Below are 24068 nucleotides of genomic sequence, written 5' to 3' on the forward strand. Positions count from 1 at the left end.
CCGCTGGAAATGATGTCCCCGCTGCAAACTGTGTTGCGGCCACTGGAAAACGTGTTGCCGCCCGACCCGTGGTGGATCGTCCTGATCAAGGTGGTGGGGCTGTTCGTCCTGCTGCTGGTCTGGACCATCTTCAACGTCTGGTACGAGCGCCGCGTGGTGGGCAAGATGCAGCACCGTCTCGGCCCCATCATGAATGGCCCCTTCGGCCTGGGCCAGGCCCTGGCGGACGGCGCGAAGCTCATCTTCAAGGAGGACTTCCGCCCCACGAAGACCGACGGCCTGATCTTCAACATCGCCCCGGTGTTGACCGGTGTGGCCGCCTTCACCGCCTGGGCCGTCATGCCGCTCGGTGGTGAGGTGACCATGTTCGGCCACCGCACCCACCTGCAGCTCGCCGACCTGCCCGTCGGGACGCTGTTCCTTCTGGCGATCGCCTCGATCGGCATCTACGGCATCGTGCTCGCGGGCTGGGCCTCCAACTCGACCTACTCGTTGCTTGGTTCGATCCGCTCCACCGCCCAGATGATCTCCTACGAGGCCGCGATGGGCCTGTCGATGGTGGGCGTCTTCATGTTCGCCGGGTCGATGAGCACCTCACAGATCGTGGAGTCCCAGGCCGCCGGGCTGGAGATCTTCGGGGTCAACACCGGACTGCCGCAGTGGAACGCGCTCCTGCTCGCCCCCGCCTTTGTGATCTACATGATCTCGATGGTGGGCGAAACCAACCGAGCCCCCTTCGACCTGCCCGAGTGCGAGTCCGAGCTGGTGTCGGGTTACCTCACCGAGTACTCCGGTTTCCGCTACGCCATGTACTTCCTCGCGGAGTACATCAACATGGCCACCGTCTCCGGCATCTGCACCACCCTCTTCCTCGGCGGCTACCGCGCCCCCTGGCCGTTCAACCAGATCCACTGGTTGGACTCGGGATGGATGGGACCGGTCTGGTTCCTCATCAAGGTGCAGTTGTTGATCACCTTCTTCGTGTGGCTGCGAGGCACCCTGCCGCGTTTCCGTTACGACCAGTTCATGAGCCTGGGCTGGAAGTGGCTGATCGAGATCGCCCTGGCGTGGATCGTGGCGGTCGCCCTGCTCAAGACCGGCCAGCGTGAGGGTTGGTTCGATGGTCCGGTGATGTACCTGATCATCGGCGCCATCATCGTCGCCCTGATCGCCGTCATCATGTGGGGCGGCAAGAGCGAGGAGCCCGAGACCAGTCGAGTCGACACCGAGCAGCCCTTCGATGCCTTCGCCGGTGGCTACCCGGTGGCCCCGATGCCCGGACAGGAACTGCCCGAGCTGGCAGGCATCCTCAAGGGATCGCCCGAGCGCGTCGACGAGCCCGCCCATGCTGCCGCTCCCGCAGGCGCCCACGGCGCCGACGGGGAACACGAGTCCCTGAAGGGGGATGAGTCCTGATGGGATTCCTTGACCAGTGGGGTGGCTTCGGCGTCACCTTCAAGACGATGTTCCGCAAGACCTTCACGCAGAACTACCCACACAAGGGTGAGAAGGTCACCGCGCCGCGCTTCCACGGACGACACCAGCTGAACCGCTGGCCCGACGGCCTGGAGAAGTGCGTGGGCTGTGAGTTGTGTGCCTGGGCCTGCCCGGCTGACGCCATCTACGTGGAGGGCGCCCAGAACACCGCCGAGGACCGCTACTCTCCCGGCGAGCGTTACGGGCACGTCTACCAGATCAACTACCTGCGCTGCATTTTCTGCGGTCTGTGCATCGAGGCCTGCCCCACCCGGGCGCTCACGATGACCAATGAGTTCAAGCTGGCCGACTACAGCCGCGCCGACCTCATCTACACGAAGGACGAGCTGCTCGCCCCGCTGCTCAGCGGCATGGAACAGCCCCCGCACCCTCGTCGCCTCGGGGCGTCCGAGAAGGACTACTTCCTCGGACTGCCGGCCACCGGCAAGCCGGATGACCGTACCCCCACCGCCCAGGAAGGAGCCCAGAAGTGATGCTTCCCCTGGTCACCGCCCAGTCGGTCGCCTTCTGGATCGTCGCCCCGCTGATGGTGCTGTTCGCCCTCGGCATGGTGTTCTCGCGCAAGCCGGTCCACTCCGCGGTCTCCCTGGCGGGGATGATGATCGGTCTGGCCGTCCTCTACGCCTCGCTGGGCTCGCCCTTCCTGTTCGCAGCGCAGATCATCGTCTACACCGGCGCGATCATGATGCTGTTCCTCTTCGTGGTCATGCTCGTCGGCGTTGACACCTCCGAATCGACCGTCGAGACCATCCGGGGCCAGCGGGTCGCCGCGATCCTGGCGGCGCTCGGCTTCGTCATCATGCTCACCTGGGTCATCGGACGCGTCAGCTTCTCCGACCCGACCGGTTTCGACGGAGCCACGGCCGGCCAGCCCAGCTCGGTCCACGCCATGGCCGAGCTGCTCTTCAGCCGCTACGCCATCGTCTTCGAGGCGACCGCCGCGCTGCTCACCGTGGCTGCAGTGGGCGCCATGGTGCTCTCCCACGGCGAGCCGATCATCCCCAAGATCGGCCAGAAGGAGAATGCGGCTCGCAGGATGAAGGCCTACGCCACCGAGGGCACCCCGATCACCCCGCTGCCCAACTCCGGTGTCTACGCCCGCACCAATGCGATCCACGCGCCGGCGCTGCTGCCTGATGGCAGCATCTCGGACCTGTCGGTCAGCAAGACCCTCTCCGAGCGCGGTGCCTTCATCGACGTGAACGAGCTGAAGGCTCCCACCGAGGCCACCTACGCGGCGATCTCCGCCGACCAGGCCACCACCGCAGGAGAACTCGAATGAGCACCAGTGCGTACCTCGTCCTGTCGGCGATCCTGTTCAGCATCGGTGTGCTGGGTTTCCTGATCCGCCGCAACGCCCTGGTGGCGTTCATGTCGATCGAGATGATGCTGAACGCCACCAACCTGGCCTTCGTCGCCTTCGCCCACCAACACGGAGGACTGGATGGCCAGGTGGCCGCCTTCTTCGTCATGGTGGTTGCGGCCGCCGAAGTCGTGGTGGGCCTGGCCATCATCGTGACCATCTTCCGTACTCGCCGCTCGGCCTCGGTCGACGACGCGAACCTGCTGAAGTTCTAAGGGGTAGGGCGTGAATCTTCTCGAAACTGCAGTGGCGCCGGTCGCGGCCACCGGGCTGTTCAGCTCGGCCTGGCTGATGATCGCCATCCCGTTGGTCATCTCCGGGCTGCTGATGCTCAGCGGCCGGGTCGCCAACTCCTGGGGCCACCTGCTGGCCACCCTGGCCCCGATTGCCTCTTTCGGCATCGGCCTGACCCTCTTCCTCGACCTGCTCGGACGCGACGAGGCCCAGCGTGCGGTCTCGGTTCCCCTGTTCCGCTGGCTGACCGCCGGGAACTGGACCTTCGACTTCGGCCTCCAGATCGACCAGCTCTCGATCCTGTTCGTGCTGCTGATCACCGGTGTGGGGTCCCTCATCCACATCTACTCGATCGGCTACATGGCCCACGACGAGCGCCGTCGTCGTTTCTTCGCCTACCTGAACCTGTTCATCGCGGCGATGCTGACGCTGGTCCTCGCGGACAACTACCTGCTGCTCTTCGTCGGCTGGGAGGGCGTCGGCCTGGCCTCCTACCTGCTGATCTCCTTCTGGCAGCACAAGCACTCTGCGGCCGTCGCCGGCAAGAAGGCCTTCGTGGTCAACCGCGTCGGTGACCTCGGCATGATCATGGCGATCTCGACCCTGCTGGCCCAGACCGGCACCGTGAAGTTCACCGAGGTGGCCGAGCGCATCGGTACTGTCGACAGGACCTGGGTCGTCCTCCTGGGCTTCTTCCTCCTGCTGGGTGCCTGCGGCAAGTCCGCCCAGGTGCCGCTGCAGTCCTGGCTGCTGGACGCCATGGAGGGCCCCACCCCGGTCTCAGCCCTGATCCACGCCGCCACGATGGTCACCGCGGGTGTCTACCTGGTGGTCCGCAGCCATCCGATCTACGCGCTCACCTCGGAGGCGTCCCTGGCTGTCGCCATCGTCGGAACGGTCACGCTGCTGGCGGGTGCCTGGATCGGTACCTCCAAGGACGACATCAAGAAGGTGCTGGCGGGTTCGACCATGAGCCAGATCGGCTACATGATGCTGGCGGCCGGGCTCGGGCCGGTTGGTGCCGCCTTCGCGATCTTCCACCTGATCACCCACGGCTTCTTCAAGGCCAACATGTTCCTCGGCGCCGGTTCGGTCATGCACGGCATGAACGACGACGTCGACATGCGCCACTACGGTGGTCTGGCCAAGTACATGCCGATCACCTTCGCGACCTTTGCGATGGGCTACCTGGCGATCATCGGTTTCCCGTTCACCTCGGGCTTCTACTCCAAGGACCACATCATCGAGGCAGCCTTCGACAAGGGCACCGTCTTCGGCGCCCTGGCCATGTTCGGCGCCTTCGTGACCGCCTACTACATGACCCGCCTGATGATGATGACGTTCTTCGGTGGCAAGCGTTGGCGCGAGGGCGTGCACCCGCACGAGTCGCCGCTGGTCATGACCGTCCCGCTGATCGTGCTGGCCATCCTGTCGATCATCGCCGGTGTGATGATGAACGGCTGGATCACCACCTGGCTCGCCCCTGCCGTGGGCGATGACCACCCGCACACCACCGGGCTGTTCCACATCACCACCATCGGCATCATCACCACCGCCGTCGTGGCCGTGGGCGCGCTCATCGGCTGGTTCCTGCACCGTCGCGACATCCCTGACAGCCAGCCCGAGACCCGCAACCCGCTGGTCCTCGCCGGCCGTCAGGACCTCTACGGGGATGCCTTCAACGAGACCTTCCTGATGCGCCCCGGCCAGCACCTCGTCGGCGGACTGGCAGCCTTCGACGACTCGGTCGTCGACGGATCGGTGCGAGGTTCGGCAGACCTCTTCGGAGGCATGTCCACTGCGCTGCGCCGCCTCCAGAACGGCTACGTGCGCAGTTACGCACTGACCATGATCGCCGGCGTGCTGCTGCTCGCAGCCGCCTTCTACCTGGGCCAGCTGGCCTGAGGGGAGGAGAAGAGATGGGATTCCCCTTGTTGACCATCCTGGCCCTCGTGCCACTGGTCGGGTCGCTGATCACCTTCGCGCTGAAGGGCAATGCCGGAAAGTACACCGGCCTGTTCTTCTCGGTGGTTGCCGCCGCCCTGGGCCTGTGGGCCTTCATCGCGGCACGCAATGGCACCGACCTGTCCGAGACCCACACCTGGATCGAGTCCATCGGCGCCCACTACGCGCTCGGCTCGGACGGCATGACCATGATCATGGTGCTGCTGACCGTGGCCGTCGTCCCAGTGGTGCTCATCGCCGAGTGGTTCGTCGGTGACGGCGAGGGCCGGTGGGCCACCAACGTGTTCTTCGCGCTCGCGCTGATGCTGGAGAGCTTTGCGCTCTTCTGCTTCATGAGCATGGACACCCTGCTGTTCTACCTGTTCTTCGAGGCCACCCTGATCCCGATGTACTTCCTCATCGGTGGCTGGGGCGGACCCCGACGCGGAGCCGCTGCGCTGAAGTTCCTGTTGTTCTCCCTGGCCGGCGGCCTGGTCATGCTGTTCAGTGTGATCGGGGTCGGGGCCGAGGCAGCCTCCCAGGGCAAGGCCAGCTTCCTGGTCAACGACCTGGCGGCGCTGAACTTCGACTCCACCACCGGCAAGCTGATCTGGCTGGGCTTCTTCATCGCCTTCGCGATCAAGGCCCCGATGGTGCCGGTCCACACCTGGCTGCCCGACACCGCCGAGCAGGCCCGCCCGGGCGCCTCGACGCTGCTGGTCGGCATCCTGGACAAGATCGGCACCTTCGGCATGCTGCGCTTCTGCCTCACCATCTTCCCGGAGGCCAGCAAATGGGCCACCCCGGTGATCCTCGTACTCGCCCTGGTCAGCATCGTCTACGGCGCCCTGATGGCCATCGGCGCCAAGGACCTGCTGCGCCTGATCAGCTACACCTCGGTGAGCCACTTCGGCTTCATGGTGCTCGGCATCTTCGCCTTCACCACCGTCTCCATCCAGGGCGCGATGTACTACATGCTCGCCCACGGCTTCTCCACGGCAGCCCTCTTCCTGGTGATCGGCTTCCTGGCTGATCGCCGCGGTTCGGCCAAGGTGGACGCCTTCGGTGGCGTGCAGAAGATCGCTCCGGTGCTGGCGGGCACCTTTCTGGTGGCCGGGCTCTCCGCCCTCTCCCTGCCGGGTACCGCCAGCTTCGTGGGTGAGTTCCTGGTGATCGCCGGTTCCTGGCAGCGCCACCCGATCATCACCGGGATCGCCACCATCGCGATGGTCCTGTCTGCGCTCTACGTCCTGCTGGCCTATCAGCGCACCATGACCGGCCCGGTCACCGAGCAGGTCGCCACCGCGATCCACAGCGACCTCGATGGACGCGAGAAGTTCGTCATGGGTGCACTGATTGCCATCATCCTGGCGCTGGGCTTCTACCCCCAGTGGACCAGTGACATGCTCAACACCTCTGCCAAGCATTTCGTGCAGCAGGTTGGAATGACCGATCCGATGCCGGGAGGCAACCGATGATGACGCAGCTTGTCGTCCAGCCCGACTACCGGGCGCTGGCCCCGCTGATCATCCTGTTCGCCGCAGCAGCTGTTGGCGTCCTCGTCGAGGGCATCATCAAGAAGGGCCTGCGCGACGAGGCCCAGCTGATCGTCTCGGGTATCGGCCTGCTCGCCTCCCTCGCCTTCACGATCCAGAACTGGAACCAGGATCGTCTCGGCGTCCATGCCGAGGGTTCACTCACCATGGACGGGCCCACCTACTTCATCTGGGGGCTGCTGCTGGTCGCGACGATCCTGACCCTGCTGCTGGTGAGTGAGCGCAAGCTCAACAGCGGTGCCCTGAACTTCACCCCGTACGCGGCCTCGGTGCCGGGCTCGCCGTTGGAGGCCAAGGCCTTCCAGTCGCGCACCGAGCACACCGAGATCTACCCGCTGGTGCTGTTCTCGACCTTCGGCATGATGATGTTCGCCTCGGCGACCGACTGGATCACCATGTTCGTGGCGCTGGAGGTCTTCTCGCTGCCGCTCTACCTGCTGTGTGGCCTGGCGCGTCGTCGCCGACTGCTCAGCCAGGAAGCCGCGTTGAAGTACTTCATGCTGGGCTCGCTGGCCAGCGCCATCTTCCTCTACGGTACGGCCCTGCTGTACGGCTACAGCGGCTCCCTCAGCATCCGCATGCTGGCCCAGCGCATCCAGGCCGACGCGGAGGGCGGGAACAGTCTGTTGGTCGCCGGCGTGGTGCTGGTGCTGGTGGGCCTGCTGTTCAAGATCGGCGTGGTGCCCTTCCACTCCTGGACACCCGACGTGTACGTCGGTGCGCCGACCCCCATCACCGCCTACATGGCAATCGCGACGAAGGCTGCCGCCGTCATCGCCCTGATGCGCGTCCTCTACGTCGGCCTCGCGCCGTTGCAGTGGACCTGGCAGCCCGTGGTGGCCGGTCTGGCCGTGATCACCATGTTCGTGGGTGCCATCATCGGCCTGACCCAGACCGATGTGAAGCGACTGCTGGCCTACTCCTCGATCGCCCACGCCGGCTTCATCCTGGTCGGCATCGCCGGAGCGGTGACGGCGGCGACCGGGAACCACGCCCTGGCCGGGTCGACCAGCTCGATCCTGTTCTACCTGAGCGCCTACGGACTGGCCACACTCGGCGCCTTCGCGATCGTCACCATGGTGCGTCGCGCCGGTGGCGAGGCCACCCAGCTGGCCGCCTGGTCGGGCCTGGGACGCCAGCACCCGGTTCTGGGTGCGCTGATGACCCTGTTCCTGCTCAGCTTCGCCGGCATCCCACTGACCGCGGGCTTCATCGGGAAGTTGGAGGTCTTCCTGGCTGCCTGGGCCGGCGGATACGCCTGGCTGGTTTTCGCGGCCGTCATCGCCAGCCTGGTCGCTGCCTACATCTACCTGCGCTTCATCATGGTGATGTTCTTCCGCGATGCCGGGGAGGCCACCGAGGGTGTGCAGGTCGAGCAGGCCAGCTGGATGACCTGGACCGTAATCATCCTGTGCGCTGTCGGCACCCTGGTGCTTGGCCTGTGGAGCAGCCCGCTCGGCGACCTGGCCATCCGCGCCTCGGAGTTCCTGCGCTGACCGCAGGCTTCGGCCGACAGGCACGACGCACAACCACGATTCCGCCCCTGCATTGCGTGCAGGGGCGGAGTCGTGAAAGCAGAAAGTTCATGAGAGGGTGGGGGAGTGACCGTGCCAGCAGATGATGCCTTCAGTACCAGGCTGACCGATCGACTGGAGCGCATCGAGGAGCGCCTGGGGCAGCTCGCGGGCGCCCAGACCCCTTTCGTGACCGAAGCGGCCAACCACATCATCGATGCGGGTGGGAAGCGTTTCCGGCCGATGCTCGTGGCCGTGGCCGCCGAATTCGGTGACCGGGTCGACGAGGAGGCGCTGGTCAAGGCTGCCTGTGTCGTCGAGCTCACCCATGTTGCGAGTCTCTACCACGATGACGTGATGGACGAGGCCGACCTGCGCCGCGGAGCAGCGAGCGCGAATGCCCGCTTCGGCAACACCGTCGCCATCCTCGTCGGTGACTACCTCTTCGCCCGCGCCTCCTCGACCGTTGCCACGCTGGGCACCGACTACGTGGCCCTGCAGGCCGACACCTTCGCCCGCCTCGTCCAGGGCCAGATCGCCGAGACCCAGGGCCCGGGTGATGCTGACCCGCTCGAGGGCTACACGCAGGTGCTGGCCGACAAGACCGGTTCCCTGATCGCCACCTCGGCCGTCTTCGGGGGCATGGTGGCGGGTGCCCCGGCCGAGGTGCTCGAGGCCCTGCGAGCCTTCGGTGAGGAGGTCGGGCTGGTCTTCCAGCTCTCCGACGACATCATCGACATCGCCTCGGACGAAACGGGCAAAACCCCGGGCACCGACCTGCGCGAGGGCGTCCCGACTCTGCCCACGCTGATGCTGCGTGCCTCGGACGCCCCGGAGGATCGCGAGCTGGTGGCGCTCATCGATGGCGACCTGAGCAGTGACGAGGCACTGGAGGAGGTCTTGCAGAAGCTGCGGGCACACCCCGTCCTGGGCCGGGCTCGCGCCGAGGTCCGTCGCCGGGCAGACCTGGCCCGCGGTCATCTGGCCCCGTTGCCCGAGGGCCCCGCCAAGGACGCCCTGCTGAAGGTCTGCGACGACCTGGTCAACCGCGACGTCTGAGGGGCCCGCCGGTCCCCTCCCCTCAGGACCTGACCAGTGCGACATGTGAGCGGCGGACGTGCTCTTCGACGAGGTCAGCGGCCCGTGCAGAATCGCCCGCTGCCAGTGCGTCGAGGATGCGCCGGTGCTCGGCGATCAGGTCTTCTCGGAGCCGCAGCCATGCGTCCCCGAGTTGCTGCTCACTGGCGAGAATGTGACTGGCCAGCGCCTGGCGTACCGCAATGGTGAGGTCGCGGAGAAGCCGATTCTGGGCCGCCTGCGCGATCCCCACATGGAAATCGGTGTCCAGGGCGTTGAACTCCGCGATGGTCTCCGCCGCGTCCATCTGATCGCAAAGCCGAGCCAGGTGGGCCAACTCCTCCGGCGTGGCTGAGCTGGCCGCAGTGCCCACGGCCTCGCGTTCCAGGAGCACGCGGGTGTCGGTCAACTCATCGTGGGAGACGGACTGCAGCGCCAGGTGGAGCCGCAATGTCCGACCGAAGGACTCACCCTGCCCGGAGGCGATTCGCGTCCCACCGGTGTGACCCACCTGAGAGGTCACCAGGCCCTGGGCCTGGAGCGCGCGGACCGCCTCGCGCACAGCACCGCGGCTGATCCCCAGCTGTTGGGCAAGTTCGCGCTCCGGGGGCAAGCGGTCACCCGGGCGGACCTGGCCGGACAGGATCTGGTCCGTGATGTGGGCCATCGCCACGTCGAAGCCGCCCTGGCCTGGGGTTCCGGGTGCCTGAGTCGTCATGCCCGCCATTGTCCCATCGTCTCGACTGCCCGTCGCAGCAGCTCTCGTGCAGGGGCTCGTGCGAACGCGCGAAGGGTGAATTTCCACCACCCCCTGTTGACGTCCAGCGACCGCCGGGTTATGGTCCTACCAATGTAGGCCCGACCACTGAACAACGGAGTTCTCATGGTTGCTCTGGAGGTGTTCACCCCGAACACCAATCCGCTCGGACGCCAGTGGCTGTCCGCCCTCCTCGCCCTTCTCCCGATCCTCGCCATGCTCATCACGCTGGGCGCGCTGCGGTGGAAGGCCCACCTCGCCGGCCTGTTCTCCTGGGGTGTTGCCCTGGTGGTGGCAATCGCGGCTTTCAAGATGCCGGTGGTCCAGGCGCTGTCCACCTCGGCGCACGGCTTCATCTATGGCCTGTTCCCGATCGTGTGGATTCTGCTCACGGCGATCTGGATGTACGACGTCACCGTCGTGTCGGGACGCTTCGAGGACCTGCGCCGCACGTTCTTCCTCATCTCCGACGACCCGCGGGTGGTGGGCCTGGTGGTCGCCTTCTGCTTCGGCGGACTCCTCGAAGCCCTGGCCGGCTACGGCGCACCGGTCGCGATCACCGCGGCGATGCTGATCGCGGTCGGTTTCTCCCCACTGCGCTCGGCCATCGTGGCGCTGCTGGCCAACACCGTGCCGGTGGCCTTCGGCGCCGTCGGGCTCCCGGTCCTGATGGCTGCCCGCACCGGCGGCTTCGAGGACGTCCTGGCCATCTCACCGATCACCGGACGCATCACCGCTCTGCTGTGCATCGTCGTCCCCTTCCTCCTGCTGTGGGTGATGGACGGTCGACGCGGCCTGATCGAGTGCTGGCCCGTGGGTCTGGTGATCGCCGCCGCCTTCGGTGTCACCAAGTGGATCGTCTCCTCCACGTCGCTGTACAACCTGACCGAGCTCTTCGCCGCCGTCATCAGCGTGGCGGTCGCCATCGGCTTCCTGCGCCTCTGGCACCCGAGCGGAGGAGCTGCCGCCCGCGAACGCATCGGCGTCCCCATTGATTCGACGGTGGAGAAGGACTTCACCCCCAGCCCGCTCGACGAGGGCGCGACCCCGCTGACCCGCCAGCGCATCCTGATGGCCCTGGTGCCCTACCTGATGGTCATCGTGGTCTTCGGTCTGGCCGCGGTCCCAGCCGTCAAGCGCGCTCTGGCAAGCACCGACCTCACCTTCCGCTGGCCGATGCTGGACGGGTTGATGACTGTCGCCGGCAAGCCCTCCGCCCACCAGCACTTCACCTTCGGCTGGGCATCCACCCCCGGCATCCTGCTGGCCCTGGTCGCCATCCTGACCGGACTGGTCTACCGGATGTCGCTCGCCGAGGTCTTCGGCGTCCTGTGGAAGAACATGGTCAAGATGCGGTTTGCGGCACTGACGATCGGCGCGGTCGTCGCGCTGGCCTATGTGATGGGCGACTCCGGGCAGACCCTGGCCCTGGGCATGTTCATCGCCGGCGCAGGCGCCAGCTACGCGTTCCTGGCTCCGGTGCTGGGCTGGATCGGCACCTATGTCACCGGGTCGGACACCTCAGCCAACATCCTGTTCTCCGGCCTGCAGTCGAGCGTGGGCTCCCAGATCGGCCCCGGCAGCCACCTGGGGGTGGAGGACATGCGACGACTGCTCGTCGGATCCAACGCCGCTGGCGGAGTGGTGGGCAAAATGATCTCACCACAATCGCTCACCATCGCCGCCACCGCGATCGGCCTCTCTGGATCGGAGTCAGTGATCCTGCGCAAGGTCTTCGGCTGGAGCCTGGTGCTGCTGTTGCTCATGTGCCTGCTGGCCGGCCTGATGTCCACGCCCGTGCTCAGCTGGCTCATCCCCTGAGTTCTCCCGACCCCATCTCGCGACTTCTGCCGAAAGGTTCGACATGACCGCCACCCTCCCCACTCCCCGACAAGCCAATCCCGGACGCCCGGGGGCGGGCCTCACCGTCGCCATCTTCGCGACCTGCATCGCCGACACCATGAAGCCCTCGGTCCCGCGAGCCACGGTGGAGGTGCTCGAGCGGCTGGGCTGCACCGTCGAGTTCCCCCGGGAGCAGACCTGCTGCGGCCAGATCATGACCAACACGGGCTACTTCGACCAGGCCGTGGGCTCCGTGCGCAACTACGTGCGGGCCTTCGGCGACTACGACTACATCGTGGGGCCCTCGGGCTCCTGCGTCGGATCGGTCCGCCACCAGCACGAGATGATCGCCGACCACGCAGGGGACGCAGGACTTGCCCGTGCAGCCGGGTCTGCAGCGTCCCACACCTATGACCTGTCGGAGTTCCTCATCGATGTCCTCGGCGTGGAGGACGTCGGTGCCTGGTTCCCGCATACGGTGACCTACCACCCCACCTGCCATTCCATGCGGATCGCCAAGGTCGGTGACCGACCGCTGCGGCTGCTGCGCGCGGTGGGCGGGCTGAAGCTGGTCGACCTGCCCGAGGCCGAGCAGTGCTGCGGTTTCGGAGGTACCTTCTCGCTCAAGAACCCCGACATGTCGATTGCGATGGCCTCGGACAAGGCACACAATGCCGTCTCCACCGGGGCGGAGTACCTTGTTGCCGGCGACCACGCCTGCCTGATGAACATTGGAGGGATCCTGCACCGCCAGCGCACCGGGATCCGCACCATCCACCTGGCCGAGATCCTGGCCAGCACCGCGAAGGAGGCCTGAGATGACCACCCAGCCCGAAGCCCGACCCCGTCTCACCCCGGCCCCTCCCGAGGTCAGTTGGCTCGGTATGCCGCCCTTCCCCGAGGCGGTCAAGACCGAATTGCGGCGAAGCCAGCAGCGCAAGAACCTGGCGCACGCCACGCACACGATTCGAGGCAAGCGGGCGCTCCGGGCGTCCGAGGTCGACAACTGGGAGGAACTGCGCACCGCCGCCGAGAACATCAAGGACCGCGTCGGACGACACCTGGACGAGTACCTGCTGCAGGCAGAGGCCGCGATGCAGGCCGCCGGGGTCACCGTGCACTGGGCGCGCGACGCAGCTGATGCGACCAGGATCGTGACCGACATCGCCCGGGCCAAGGGCGTGGACGAGGTCGTCAAGATCAAGTCCATGGCCACCCAGGAGATCGACCTCAACGAGGCGTTGGAGGAGGCGGGCATCGCGGCCTGGGAGACAGACCTGGCCGAGTTGATCGTCCAGCTCGGGCATGACCTTCCCAGTCACATCCTGGTGCCCGCGATCCACCGCAACCGCACCGAGGTGCGCGACATCTTCGCTGAGGAGATGGGCCGCTACGGGACTCCTGCCCCGGAGGGCATGACCGACGACCCCACCGAGCTGACGGACGCGGCCCGCGCCCACCTGCGTGAGAAGTTCCTGCGGGCGAAGATGGCGGTGTCCGGTGGCAACTTCATCGTGGCCGAGACCGGGACGCTGGTGATCGTGGAGTCCGAGGGCAATGGCCGCATGTGCCTGACGCTGCCCGAAACACTGGTCTCGGTGGTCGGGATCGAGAAGCTGCTGCCCACTCTGGAGGACCTGGAGGTCTTCCTGAAGCTGTTGCCGCGCTCGTCGACCGGTGAGCGGATGAACCCCTACACCTCGCTGTGGACCGGCGTCCGGGAGGGTGACGGGCCCCAGGACCTGCACGTGGTGCTGCTCGACAACGGGCGTTCGAGGGTGCTGTCCGATCCGGTGGGACGCGCTGCACTGCGCTGCATCCGGTGCTCTGCCTGCCTCAACATCTGCCCGGTGTACGAGCGGGCCGGCGGGCATGCCTACGGGTCGCCCTACCCCGGGCCGATCGGGGCGATCCTCAACCCGCAGCTGCGTGGTCTGGATTCTCCGGTCGACAAGGCACTTCCGTTCGCGTCGAGCCTGTGCGGGGCGTGCAATGAGGTGTGCCCGGTGAAGATTCCGTTCACCGACATCCTGGTGCACCTGCGGCACAAGGTGGTGGAGAAGAAGACCGAGAAGCATCCCACCGGTGAGCAGGCGCTGATGAAGACCACCGGTCGGGTGATGTCCGCTGGCAAGAACCTGGAGAAGGTGCAGCTGGCCTCGCGCGGGGCGGGGTTGGTGTTCAAGAACAAGTGGCTGGGGCCGATGCCCATCCCACTGGCGTCGAGGTGGTTGCAGGCGCGGGATGTGGAGGCGCCGCCGACGCAGACCTTCAGGGAATGGTGGGACAAGGAACATCGACCGTCGGCTGCTCCGGGGGAGACTGCTGGGGGTCAGGGGTCGGCCACGGAGGAGGAACGATGAGCGCGCGTGATGAGGTCATGGCTCGGGTCCGCGAGGCACTGCAGGACGTGCCGGACGGGGAGCGGGCAGAGGACGTGACAGTGGCGTGGAGCTATGGGCGTCCCCTGGCGACGGGAGCCCCCGGAAGCGCCGAGGTGGTCGACGACTTCGTGGAGAAGGTCGAGGACTACGGGGCGGTCGTCGTCCGCGTCCCGAGCGGTGGGGTGGAGACGGCGCTGCGCGAGGCGCTGGCTGCACTAGACGCCCGCAAGGTGGTGTTGCCCGACGGTCTGGATCCGGCGTGGGTGTCCGCTGTGGCCGGCGCCGGAGTGGAGACCTTCACCGACGACCCGGTGTTGAGCCACCAGGAACTCAACGGCATCGACACGGTCGTGACCACTGCGGCGGTGGGGATGGCCGACTCCGGGACCATCGCCTTGGACCATTCCGCCGGCCAGGGGCGTCGGGCGCTGACCCTGCTGCCGGACAAGCACCTCTGCGTGGTGCGCACCTCGCAGGTGGTCAGCGACGTTCCCGAGGGGATCGCCGTGCTCGCCCCGGCCATCCGCTCCCGGCAGCCGGTGACCTGGTTGTCGGGAGGCTCGGCCACCAGCGACATCGAGCTGAGCCGCGTCGAGGGCGTCCACGGCCCCCGGACGCTGTATGTCGTTCTGGTTGAGGACTGAAGCCCCAGCTTTCGCACCCCCACCCCCCCGTCCGCCGGAGGGCCCGCCCCGATTCGCGTTTGCACGATTCCCATGCTCCTGCCCCGGATATGTCGCGGGCAGGAGCATGGGGGGCGGGCGAACACGGCCTGCCCGGATCATGAAGGGGCCAGCAGGTGGCGCTGGCTCCGCGCCCGGGCGAAAGCTGCCAGCAGTATCCGTTGCAGCTTGCGCGGGATGATGACCTCCTCGATTCCCCAGCGGACGACGATCCACCCTTCCTGCTCCATCGACTCCTGGCGTCGCTTCTCCCGGCGCACCACCTGCGCCGGTGATTCCCCCCGACGTGCGAGCCGGTCGTACTTGTCCTGCCCGTCGTACTCACCCAGGACACCCAGCTCGGGCCAGGCGAAGTCGGCGCGTCCCAGGAATTCGCCGTCGCGGGAGTAGACCTCGAACTGTTGCACGGGTTCTGGCAGCCCAAGCTGACGCATCGCCCAGCGGCTGCGCGTTTCCATCGGGCTCTCGGACAACGAGGACGCGACATCGCGAGCAATCCGCGCCGCTTCGATCCCGTGACGTCTGACCAGCAGTTCCACCACCTCGGACGCCTCCCGGTCGAACTCGTCCAGCTCCTCCGCAAGCATCGCCCGTCTGCGCGCTGCCTCCCACGGCACCAGCCCTGCCTCCACGCCACCGCGCCGGGTGACGTCGACCACAGTGCGTGGGATCGTGGTGACAGCACGTCCTTCCACGTCGGTGATGTGGTGGTCGGGCAGCGGCGCCGACCTGAGGACGCGACCAGAGCGCGAATTCGAGCGTCCCGTGCCCGGGCGAAGGAACTGCGCCAGCGCGGGCGGATCCTTGAGCAGGGGGAGCCCATGGAGTACTGCGGCCGACTCAAAGCCCAGCACCCCATCCCACGTGGTCGCCAGGAGTTGGTGCTCCTCCCGCGGTGCGTCGGGTGCCTCCCCCCGGCGGTAGAGACCGTGGCGGACTCGGGTCAGCGTGCCGCTGGTGACCTCCCGGCGGATCTGGTGTGGCCCGAGGCCGGTGGCGTACAACTGCTGCGTCGTGAAGAACTCCATGCAGTGGTTATGCGTGCGTCCGGTGGGTGTGGGTGAAATGGACAACACCCTGGCCGAAACGGACAACACCACGCCCTGGGCAAAAGGGGAGGACGAAGCCCGCCCATCCCTGCGTTTGCTCGCCGTATGAGTCCCTGCCCGCGATATATCGCGGGCAGGAGTATGGGAAGCGGGCAAACGCGGAGGGGTGGGGGGCGAGGGGCCGCAGGTGACCCTCCTACCCCCACATCGCCGTCAGCGAACCGTCCAGGTGTCCTTGCCGAAGAGCAGCTCCTGCAGGGCGCCGTCCCGATCGGAGGACTCGTCGCCGCGGGCAAGGTTCAGCTGCTCGCGGGCGAGGTCGTCGTAGGCGGGCCGCTCGACATCACGGAAGACGCCGATCGGGGTGCGCAGCAGTCGCCCGGCATCGGTCAGGCGGGAGAGCTGGAAGGCCAGCCCCGGGTCCTGGCGATGGGCATCGTGTACCAGCACGTTCTCGATCCCGACCTCGGCCACCTCAGCGATGTCCAGGCTGCCGTCCGGACGGATCACCACACCGCGCGAGCCCTGGGTGCCGAAGGTGATCGGCTGGCCGTGCTCGAGCTTGATCACGGCCTCGTCGGCCTCGGGACCCTTGATGGCGTCGAAGGCGCCGTCGTTGAAGATGGGGCAGTTCTGGTAGATCTCGATCAGCTTGGTGCCACGCCGCGAGGCCGCCGCCTTCAGCACCGCGGTGAGGTGCTGGCGGTCGGAGTCGATGGTGCGCGCCACGAAGGCAGCCTCCGCACCCAGCGCCAGGGAGACCGGGTTGAACGGGGTGTCCAACGACCCCATCGGGCTGGACTTGGTCACCTTCCCGATCTCGGAGGTGGGGGAGTACTGGCCCTTGGTGAGCCCGTAGATGCGGTTGTTGAACAGCATGATCGTCATGTTGACGTTGCGGCGCATCGCATGGATGAGGTGGTTGCCGCCGATCGACAGGGCATCCCCATCACCGGTGACGACCCACACGCCCAGGTCCGGCCGCGAGCTGGCCACGCCGGTCGCGATGGCAGGAGCGCGTCCATGGATCGAGTGCATGCCGTAGGAGTCGACGTAGTAGGGGAACCGCGAGGAGCAGCCGATGCCGGAGATGATCACGGTGTTCTCGCGGGTGATCCCCAGTTCGGGCATGAGGCCCTGGAAGGCTGCCAGGATCGCGTAGTCACCGCAGCCGGGGCACCAGCGCACCTCCTGGTCGCTGGTGAAGTCCTTGCGGTTCAGCGGTTCCAGCGCCAGGGGGACGTTGGCGAGTCCGCGGTAGCCGGGCTTCTGGTCGGGTGAAATGTCGGTGCTCACTTGGTCTCCTCAGACGTGCTGCCCGTCGCCGGGGTCTCTGGGGTCAGGGCGTCGATGCGCACGGTCAGGTCGTTGGCGAGGTCGCTGGGGGAGATGGGCAGGCCACGCACGCGGCTGATGCATTCGGCGTCCACCAGGTACTGTGCGCGCAGCAGCTGGGTGAACTGGCCCAGGTTCATCTCCGGTACCACGACCTTGTCGTAGGACTTCAGGATCTCGCCCAGGTTGGCGGGCAGCGGGTTGATGTGGCGCACATGGGTCTGGGCGATGACGCGCCCAGCGGCCCGGACGCGACGGACGGCTGCGGTGATCGGTCCGAGTGTCGAGCCCCATCCCAGCACGAGCAGCTTCGCCTCTCCGGAGGGATCATCGACCTCCAGATCGGGGATGTCACGCACAATGCCGGCGATCTTGTCGGCGCGGGCATGCACCATCGCTTCGTGGTTGGCCGGGTCGTAGGACACGTTTCCCAGACCGGCCGACTTCTCCAGGCCGCCGATGCGGTGTTCCAGCCCCGGCGTGCCGGGGATGGCCCAGGCGCGGGCACCCTTCTCGTCCCGCTCGTAGGGCAGGAAGCGGGGCGTGCCATCGGCGGCGGCCGAGTTGGGCGCCGTCGCGAACTCGGGGTCGATCGGTTCGATCGCGGACAGGTCGGGAACCCTCCACGGCTCGGCGCCATTGCCCAGGTAGCCGTCCGACAGCATGATCACGGGCGTCCGGTAACGCACCGCGATGCGGCAGGCCTCCAGGGCGGTGTCGAAGCAGTTCGACGGGGTGGACGCCGCCAGCACCGGGACCGGCGATTCACCATTGCGGCCGAAAAGGGCCTGGCTCAGGTCGGCCTGCTCGGTCTTGGTCGGCATACCGGTCGAGGGGCCCGCGCGCTGCACGTCCACGACGACCAGGGGCAGCTCGGTCATCACCGCCAGGCCAATGGTCTCGGCCTTCAGCGCCAGACCCGGACCCGACGTGGTGGTCACACCCAAAGCACCGGCGAAGGATGCCCCGAGGGCGGCACCCACACCGGCGATCTCGTCCTCGGCCTGGAAGGTCAGCACGTTCTGTGACTTGCGGCGGCTCAGCTCGTGGAGGATGTCCGAGGCGGGGGTGATCGGGTAGGAGCCCAGGAAGAGCTGCATCCCCGCCTTGTGGGCACCGGTGATCAACCCGTAGGCGGTGGCCAGGTTGCCGGTGACCTGCCGGTAGGTGCCCGCCGGCATCGGGGCGGGGCTCACCTCGTAGCGGACAGCGAACTCCTCGACCGTCTCGCCATAGGCGTGCCCGGCCAGGAAGGCGGCGATGTTGGAGTCGCGCAGCTTCTCCTTGCTGGCGAACTTGGTCTGCAGGAAGGAGATCGTCGACTCGGTGTCCCGGCTGTAGAGCCAGGTCAACAGGCCGAGCGCGAACATGTTCTTGGCGCGGCTGGCCTCCTTGCGCCCCAGGCCGAAGTCGGCGACTGCGCCGACGGCCAGTCCGGTCAGGTCCAGGGCGACCAGGTGGTAGGAGTCCAGCGAGCCGTCCTCGAGCGGGTTGGTCGCGTAGTGGACCTTCGACAGGTTGCGCTTGGTGAACTCTGCGGTGTCCACGATCAGCAGCCCGCCGGGGGCGACATCGGCCAGATTGGCCTTGAGTGCGGCCGGGTTCATCGCCACCAGCACGTCGGGGCGGTCCCCGGGGGTGACGATGTCGTAGTTGGCGAAGTGGAGCTGGAAGCTCGACACACCGGGCAGCGTTCCCTGCGGCGCACGGATCTCGGCCGGGAAGTTCGGCAGCGTCGAGATGTCGTTGCCGAAGCTGGCTGACTCTGCGGTGAACCGGTCTCCGGTGAGCTGCATGCCGTCGCCAGAATCGCCGGCGAAGCGGATGACGACTCTGTCGAGGGTGTGCACAGGGGTGGAGGACGTGCGACCGGACTCGGTTGTCACAGGGCTACTTTCTGGAGGGGGGAGTGCTACCTGCCGAGTCTACCTCGGGCTGGCGAGCGCGGTCGTGGGCCTTCGGAACCCTCGCCGCTAGGCTGTGGGGGTGCAATTCGTGGACTGGTTCGGGGACGGGTCGATCGTGGTGGTCGACCTGGCGCTGGCCTGTTGCGCCGTCGAGTCCGAGTTCGCGGTGCCTGAGGGGGCGCCGGTCCTGGACGATGTTCCCACCGGTTCGCTCCCGGTCGCCATCGTGTCGGGGACGCTGACAGATGCCGTCTCCGGGCTCGTCCGCGACCGCATCCAGTCCCTCGGGCCGAACGTCCACGTGGTCAGTTTTGGTGCCTGCGCGGCCGCCGGTGGTCCCTACTGGGACTCCTATTCCGTGACCAAGGGGGTGGACCAGCTCGTCCACGTCGACCACTACATCGCCGGGTGCCCGCCCCCGCCCTCGGCACTGACAAGCCACCTCGAATCCCTCCGCAGCGCCAGGGGCAGCTCATGAGCAGCCTGGTCGCCGGGGGCGTCGGGCCCGGTATGGGCCCCGACGACGAGGTCCGCGAGGTTCCGGCCGCGGAGTGGGTCAGCGGCGTCAGTGGCGCGCTGGCCGAGGGCTTCACCTGGTTCGACTCGCTGCACGCCGTCGACGAGTTCGGGCGCCCGCACCCAGAGCTCGGGGAGCATTTCCGCGTGCTCTGCCGCCTGGTGCGCTGGGGTGAACAGGGCCCGGCCGGCCTCCAGCTGCACACTCGCATCGCTCGTGAGGACCCCATCCTGCCCAGCCTTGGCGAAATCATCCCCGGCGCCACGTGGCACGAGCGCGAGGCGCACGACTTCTTCGGCATCACCTTCACCGGTGGCGACAGCCGGCCCTTGTTGGTGCACCAGGCTGCGGGGGTCGCCGAACCGCTGCGTCCGCTGCGCAAGGACGTGGTGCTTGCTGCCCGCGTGACCCGTCCGTGGCCGGGTGCCCGCGATCCCGAGGCTGACTCCGGCGCAGGCCGGGCACAGGCCTCGAGGCGACGGATGGCTCCGGCAGGCGTCCCCGACCTCGACCTGTGGGGCGCCCGCGCAGAGGGTGACCCGGCACCGGCCGACGAGGTTGTCCAGGCCCTGCAGGGCGGCCGGGTGAGGAGGCGCCGATGACCACCCACGGACGCATCCGCCTGATCGAGGACAGGTGCACCTCCTGCATGATCTGCGTACGGGAATGCCCCACCTGGTGCATCCACATCGAGGCGCACAGCGAGGAGCTCCCGCCGACCACCCCGGAGGCTGGGCTGGGTCGCCCCGGCGTGCACCCCAGCCGAGGTCGCGAGCGACGGCACAACGTGCTCGACAGCTTCGACATCGACTGGTCGCTGTGCATGTACTGCGGGATCTGCATCGAGGAATGCCCCTTCGACGCCCTGGAGTGGGCTGGTGAACACGTCGCCGGGACCGACTCCCGCGCCGGGCTGGTCCATGACCGTCACACCCTCGGGGAGGGCGCGGCGGAACGTGGCCAGCGGGGCCAGCGGGAGATCGAGTGAGCCCCCCGCATCGGTTCGGCCCGGAAGCGACGAGCCGCTGGCAGCAACTCGCCGAGGCATGGGGGATGCCCCAGGTCAGGCGGGGATTCCTGGGCACGGTCCTGATCGCCATGGGCTCTTTCACCCCTGCCTACCTGCCCCAGTCCTCGCCCTTCTGGCCGCTCATGCGCTGGGCGCACCTGGACAACATCCCGGCCAAGATCGCCGGAACCCTGATGGTGCTCGGCGGGGTGTCGCTGTTGGTCTCCAGCTGGTTCCAGCTCAGGCCCTGGGGGCCGGGACGCGCTGAACCGGGCGTCCAGCCGGGTGATGACCGGCAGGTGGAGGCCTACCGCCACGTGCGGCACTGGGCTGTTCTGCTGATCTGGGGCGCCCCGTTCCTGCTCGCCCCGCCGATCTTCAGCCACGATGCCTACTCCTATGCCGCCCAGGGTTGGCTGGTGCACAACGGCATCAGCCCCTATGAGCAGGGCCCGGGAGTCCTGCCGGGAGGGTTCGCCGACCAGGTCGCGTGGGTATGGCGCAACACCCCGGCCCCCTACGGTCCGCTCAGCCTGCAGATCCAGCACCTGCTGGTGGACCTGTGCGGCTATGACCCCTACCTCTCGGCGCTGAGCATGCGCATCCCTGCGCTGCTCGGGGTGGGGCTGATTGGGTTGCTGCTGCCACGACTGGCCGCCATGTATCACTACGACCCGGCCCGTGCCGCCTGGTTCGGCACGCTCAACCCGGTGCTGGTGATCGACTTCATCGGTGGCGCGCACAATGACTCGCTGATGATGGGTTTGGTGGTCCTGGCGCTCTGGGTCACCCGCAAGGTCTGGTGGGGTTGGCTCCCCGGTGCCGTGATCCTGGGGGTGGCTGCGTCCATCAAGCAGCCGGCGCTGCTGGCCGCCTACGCGCTGCCGCTGGTCCACCACCCCTGGCGGCGCCTTGCGATCGGGCAGACCCTGGACGTGATCGCCCGAGCGATGGTCAGCATCGGCCTGGCCGTCGGTTCCTTCGCCGTCATCTCGATCTGGACCGGGCTCGGTTTCGGCTGGCTGAACGCCGTCAATGTGCCCGGTCTGGTAGTCACTGTCAGCCCCTTCACGGTGGTCGGCCAGGGCCTGTCGCTGCTCTTCGGTTGGCTCGGCTGGAGCTCGGGTGCGGTCGAGGCGATCAGGATCTCTCGCTCGATCGGCCTGCTGGTCTCGGCGATCGGGGTCGCCGTGATGGCGGTGACCACCGCCCGACGGCGTCCGATGGCCTTCACTGCCTATTCCTACCTGCTGATCGCACTGTGCGCCCCGGCCCTGCACTCCTGGTACGTGCTGTGGGGAGGCCTGCTGCTGCCGCTGACGCGTCCCTCCACCCGGGTGCTGCGGGTGGGCGTCTGGGCCACTGTCGTGCTGCTCGCCTACGCCGGCATCAACCTGGCCTTCCGCAACGGTGCCCTCTCGCTGGGAGTTGCTGCGATCGCGCTCTACTACTGGCAGAGTCGGAACCACGACCGCACGGGGCTGCAGCGATTCCTGCGCCGGCCCCCGCCGACCAAGGAGTGACCATGAGCCAGAGCGCGACCGACCCGATCGTCGACCAGGACGTCATCGTCGACGTGGCTGGGGGAGTCGGGCGCATCGTCCTCAACCGGCCGAAGGCCATCAACGCGCTGACCGTCGACATGCTGACCACCATCCATCGGACGCTGGAAGCCTGGCGTGACGACAGGGAGGTGCGCAGCGTCGAGTTCAGCGGGGCGGGGGAGCGCGGCTTCTGCTCAGGTGCCGACGTGCGGGCGCTGCGCAGCGTCCTTCTCGACGAGGGCCTGAACGCCGCGAGGCACTTCTTCGACGTCGAGTACCCCTGTGATGCGCTCATCGCCACCTATCCCAAGCCGATCTCCTCGATCATGAATGGCATCACCATGGGCGGCGGCATGGGGTTGACCCTGCACACCCCGCGGCGAATCGGCACCCCCACCACCCAGCTGGCGATGCCCGAGGTCACCATCGGGCTGTTCCCCGATGTCGGCGCCACCTTCGAACTGTCCCGGATGCCCCTGGAGACCGGTACGTGGATGGCGATGACCGGGGCGCCGGTGGACGCTGCCTCGGCGCTGTGGGCAGGCCTGCTCGACGACGCCCGTGACCTCGAGGACACCCCCGAAGGCTCCTGGCTCGCCACCGCCAGCAGCTGGATCGCCGAATGCTTCACCGGCGATGACCCATCCGCGATCCTGCAGCGCCTCGAGAACCACGAGAACGAGGACGCCCGCGCCTGCGCCGAGCTCGTCCGCACCAAGTGCCCGCTTTCGGTGGCTGTCGCCCTGGAGCTGGTGCGCCGCGCGGCACTGCTCCCCGACGTGCCGGCCGTGCTCGAGGTCGATCGGGTGCTCGCGGAGAACTTCATGCGCGACTCCGACTTCGCCGAGGGCGTCCGCGCCCAGCTCGTGGACAAGGACAGGCAGCCGAGGTGGCGTCACCAGAGCGTGGAGGAGGTCACCCGCGACGAGGTGCTGGCCGCCTTCGAGCCCGCCGGCCCATCGGCGGGCAGGTAGTCCACCACCACCGGGGCGTGGTCACTGATGCGCGCCTCGTAGGTCTCGTCGCGATCGGTGCCACCCTCGTGGGCCAGCCGGGCGAGGGCGGGGGTGGCGAGGTGGTAGTCGATCCGCCAGCCCGAGTCCCGTGTCCAGGACTGGCCTCGCCACGACCACCAGGAGTAGGGGCCGGAGCGGTCGGGGTGCAGCATGCGCACCACGTCGACCAGGGTGCGTGGGGTGAGCTGGCTGCCCAGCCAGTCCCGTTCGACGGGCAGGAAGCCGGGGTTCTTCACGTTCCCCTTCGGGTTCGACAGGTCGCGCTCGGTGTGGGCGATGTTGATGTCGCCCATGAGCAGGAATTCGCGACCGCGGGCGGCGGCATCCCGACGTGCTCGGGCGAGCTGGCGGGCGAACCCGGCCAGAAAGCGCATTTTCTGTTCGTGCTTCTCGGCGGTCTCGTCGAAGGGGCTGCCGCCCTTGGGGACGTAGACCGAGGCTACGGTGAGCGGCTGGTCGGCCAGGTCGACCTCGAGGTAGCGGCCGTGGGCCGCGAAGTTCTTCAGCTCGCGGGCCAGTGGGGCCTCCACGTGCTCGCCCTCGTCGACGCCGTCGCAGGTGGCCAGGACGAAGCCGGGCGCCCAGGACCGTGCCTCGGCGACCGGAACCCGGGTCATCACCGCGACCCCATTGCGGCCCGGCAGCGTCCCGGACTGGTAGGCGAGGTGGTAGTCACCCAGCACGTCCAGGGGCAGTTCGGCGACCGGGCAGCGAACCTCCTGCAGGGCCACCACATCGGGCCGGCGACGCTCCAGCCAGGCCCCGAAACCCCGACGCTGGGCGGCACGGATGCCGTTGACGTTGAAGGTGGCGATACGCAGGGGAGCAGTCAGCATGGGC

At 67.6% G+C, this 24068-nt stretch carries 22 protein-coding genes; 17 read left to right on the top strand and 5 right to left on the bottom strand.

Annotated elements, in window-relative coordinates:
- Positions 1–33: 33 nt before the first annotated feature.
- The 8 genes from nuoH to M3G03_RS04355 all read left to right on the top strand — a co-directional run bounded on the left by nuoH (position 34) and on the right by M3G03_RS04355 (position 9167).
- Positions 34–1416, top strand: a complete 1383-nt coding sequence (gene nuoH, locus M3G03_RS04320) for an NADH-quinone oxidoreductase subunit NuoH (RefSeq protein ID WP_259808601.1) — start codon at positions 34–36, stop codon at positions 1414–1416.
- Entirely contained in the window at positions 1416–1970 is a 555-nt protein-coding gene (gene nuoI, locus M3G03_RS04325) for an NADH-quinone oxidoreductase subunit NuoI (RefSeq protein WP_259808366.1), read from the top strand. The genes nuoH and nuoI overlap by 1 nt, the downstream gene beginning before the upstream one ends.
- Positions 1970–2779 (top strand): NADH-quinone oxidoreductase subunit J, encoded by an 810-nt coding sequence (locus M3G03_RS04330; RefSeq protein WP_259808602.1) that lies wholly within the window; start codon positions 1970–1972, stop codon positions 2777–2779. Before nuoI ends, M3G03_RS04330 begins: the two co-directional genes overlap by 1 nt.
- The gene (nuoK, locus tag M3G03_RS04335) at positions 2776–3075 is read left to right on the top strand and encodes an NADH-quinone oxidoreductase subunit NuoK (RefSeq protein WP_259808368.1); all 300 of its coding nucleotides are present in this window, start codon (positions 2776–2778) and stop codon (positions 3073–3075) included. Before M3G03_RS04330 ends, nuoK begins: the two co-directional genes overlap by 4 nt.
- 76 nt (positions 3076–3151) lie before the next feature.
- Complete coding sequence (gene nuoL, locus M3G03_RS04340) at positions 3152–4999, top strand: NADH-quinone oxidoreductase subunit L (RefSeq protein WP_259808603.1); 1848 nt, start codon at positions 3152–3154, stop codon at positions 4997–4999.
- Between the two features lie 14 nt (positions 5000–5013).
- On the top strand, positions 5014–6516 hold the full coding sequence (locus M3G03_RS04345) for an NADH-quinone oxidoreductase subunit M (RefSeq protein WP_259808369.1): 1503 nt from the start codon (positions 5014–5016) through the stop codon (positions 6514–6516).
- Entirely contained in the window at positions 6516–8090 is a 1575-nt protein-coding gene (gene nuoN, locus M3G03_RS04350) for an NADH-quinone oxidoreductase subunit NuoN (protein WP_259808370.1), read from the top strand. Before M3G03_RS04345 ends, nuoN begins: the two co-directional genes overlap by 1 nt.
- 105 nt (positions 8091–8195) lie before the next feature.
- Positions 8196–9167: a polyprenyl synthetase family protein gene (locus M3G03_RS04355; RefSeq protein WP_259808371.1), complete on the top strand. Its 972-nt coding sequence runs from the start codon at positions 8196–8198 to the stop codon at positions 9165–9167.
- 22 nt (positions 9168–9189) lie between these two features.
- Here M3G03_RS04355 and M3G03_RS04360 read toward each other — a convergent pair whose 3' ends face one another.
- The gene (locus M3G03_RS04360) at positions 9190–9903 is read right to left on the bottom strand and encodes a FadR/GntR family transcriptional regulator (RefSeq protein ID WP_259808372.1); all 714 of its coding nucleotides are present in this window, start codon (positions 9901–9903) and stop codon (positions 9190–9192) included.
- Between the two features lie 165 nt (positions 9904–10068).
- On the opposite strand from M3G03_RS04360, the gene M3G03_RS04365 reads away from it, so the two are divergent.
- The 4 genes from M3G03_RS04365 to M3G03_RS04380 are packed head-to-tail and all read left to right on the top strand — an operon-like array spanning position 10069 to position 14812.
- The gene (locus M3G03_RS04365; RefSeq protein ID WP_259808373.1) at positions 10069–11763 is read left to right on the top strand and encodes an L-lactate permease; all 1695 of its coding nucleotides are present in this window, start codon (positions 10069–10071) and stop codon (positions 11761–11763) included.
- A gap of 43 nt (positions 11764–11806) precedes the next feature.
- A complete protein-coding gene (locus tag M3G03_RS04370) occupies positions 11807–12601 on the top strand; it encodes a (Fe-S)-binding protein (protein ID WP_259808374.1) in 795 nt (264 codons plus the stop codon).
- Between the two features lies 1 nt (position 12602).
- A complete protein-coding gene (locus M3G03_RS04375; protein ID WP_259808376.1) occupies positions 12603–14147 on the top strand; it encodes a LutB/LldF family L-lactate oxidation iron-sulfur protein in 1545 nt (514 codons plus the stop codon).
- Entirely contained in the window at positions 14144–14812 is a 669-nt protein-coding gene (locus M3G03_RS04380) for a lactate utilization protein C (RefSeq protein ID WP_259808378.1), read from the top strand. Before M3G03_RS04375 ends, M3G03_RS04380 begins: the two co-directional genes overlap by 4 nt.
- Before the next feature lie 137 nt (positions 14813–14949).
- Here M3G03_RS04380 and M3G03_RS04385 read toward each other — a convergent pair whose 3' ends face one another.
- The 3 genes from M3G03_RS04385 to M3G03_RS04395 all read right to left on the bottom strand — a co-directional run bounded on the left by M3G03_RS04385 (position 14950) and on the right by M3G03_RS04395 (position 19121).
- Positions 14950–15879, bottom strand: a complete 930-nt coding sequence (locus M3G03_RS04385; RefSeq protein WP_259808380.1) for a type IV toxin-antitoxin system AbiEi family antitoxin domain-containing protein — start codon at positions 15877–15879, stop codon at positions 14950–14952.
- A gap of 234 nt (positions 15880–16113) precedes the next feature.
- Positions 16114–17196 (bottom strand): 2-oxoacid:ferredoxin oxidoreductase subunit beta, encoded by a 1083-nt coding sequence (locus M3G03_RS04390; RefSeq protein WP_259808381.1) that lies wholly within the window; start codon positions 17194–17196, stop codon positions 16114–16116.
- On the bottom strand, positions 17193–19121 hold the full coding sequence (locus M3G03_RS04395) for a 2-oxoacid:acceptor oxidoreductase subunit alpha (RefSeq protein WP_259808383.1): 1929 nt from the start codon (positions 19119–19121) through the stop codon (positions 17193–17195). The genes M3G03_RS04390 and M3G03_RS04395 overlap by 4 nt, the downstream gene beginning before the upstream one ends.
- A gap of 100 nt (positions 19122–19221) precedes the next feature.
- Here M3G03_RS04395 and M3G03_RS12845 point away from each other — a divergent pair, with 100 nt between their 5' ends.
- The 5 genes from M3G03_RS12845 to M3G03_RS04420 are packed head-to-tail and all read left to right on the top strand — an operon-like array spanning position 19222 to position 23186.
- Positions 19222–19620 carry a proton-conducting membrane transporter gene (locus M3G03_RS12845; protein ID WP_311197471.1) on the top strand — a complete coding sequence of 133 codons (399 nt, stop codon included), beginning with the start codon at positions 19222–19224 and terminating at the stop codon, positions 19618–19620.
- Positions 19617–20261 carry an NADH-quinone oxidoreductase subunit C gene (locus tag M3G03_RS04405; RefSeq protein WP_259808385.1) on the top strand — a complete coding sequence of 215 codons (645 nt, stop codon included), beginning with the start codon at positions 19617–19619 and terminating at the stop codon, positions 20259–20261. Before M3G03_RS12845 ends, M3G03_RS04405 begins: the two co-directional genes overlap by 4 nt.
- Entirely contained in the window at positions 20258–20647 is a 390-nt protein-coding gene (locus tag M3G03_RS04410) for a 4Fe-4S binding protein (protein ID WP_259808386.1), read from the top strand. The genes M3G03_RS04405 and M3G03_RS04410 overlap by 4 nt, the downstream gene beginning before the upstream one ends.
- Positions 20644–22191 (top strand): polyprenol phosphomannose-dependent alpha 1,6 mannosyltransferase MptB, encoded by a 1548-nt coding sequence (mptB, locus tag M3G03_RS04415; protein ID WP_259808387.1) that lies wholly within the window; start codon positions 20644–20646, stop codon positions 22189–22191. Before M3G03_RS04410 ends, mptB begins: the two co-directional genes overlap by 4 nt.
- A gap of 2 nt (positions 22192–22193) precedes the next feature.
- Complete coding sequence (locus tag M3G03_RS04420) at positions 22194–23186, top strand: enoyl-CoA hydratase/isomerase family protein (protein ID WP_259808389.1); 993 nt, start codon at positions 22194–22196, stop codon at positions 23184–23186.
- Here M3G03_RS04420 and M3G03_RS04425 read toward each other — a convergent pair.
- A complete protein-coding gene (locus M3G03_RS04425) occupies positions 23108–24049 on the bottom strand; it encodes an exodeoxyribonuclease III (protein ID WP_259808605.1) in 942 nt (313 codons plus the stop codon). The genes M3G03_RS04420 and M3G03_RS04425 overlap by 79 nt on opposite strands.
- Positions 24050–24068 lie beyond the last annotated feature (19 nt).

The sequence above is a fragment of the Aestuariimicrobium sp. p3-SID1156 genome, from assembly GCF_025144225.1.
Taxonomy (GTDB): Bacteria; Actinomycetota; Actinomycetes; order Propionibacteriales; family Propionibacteriaceae; genus Aestuariimicrobium.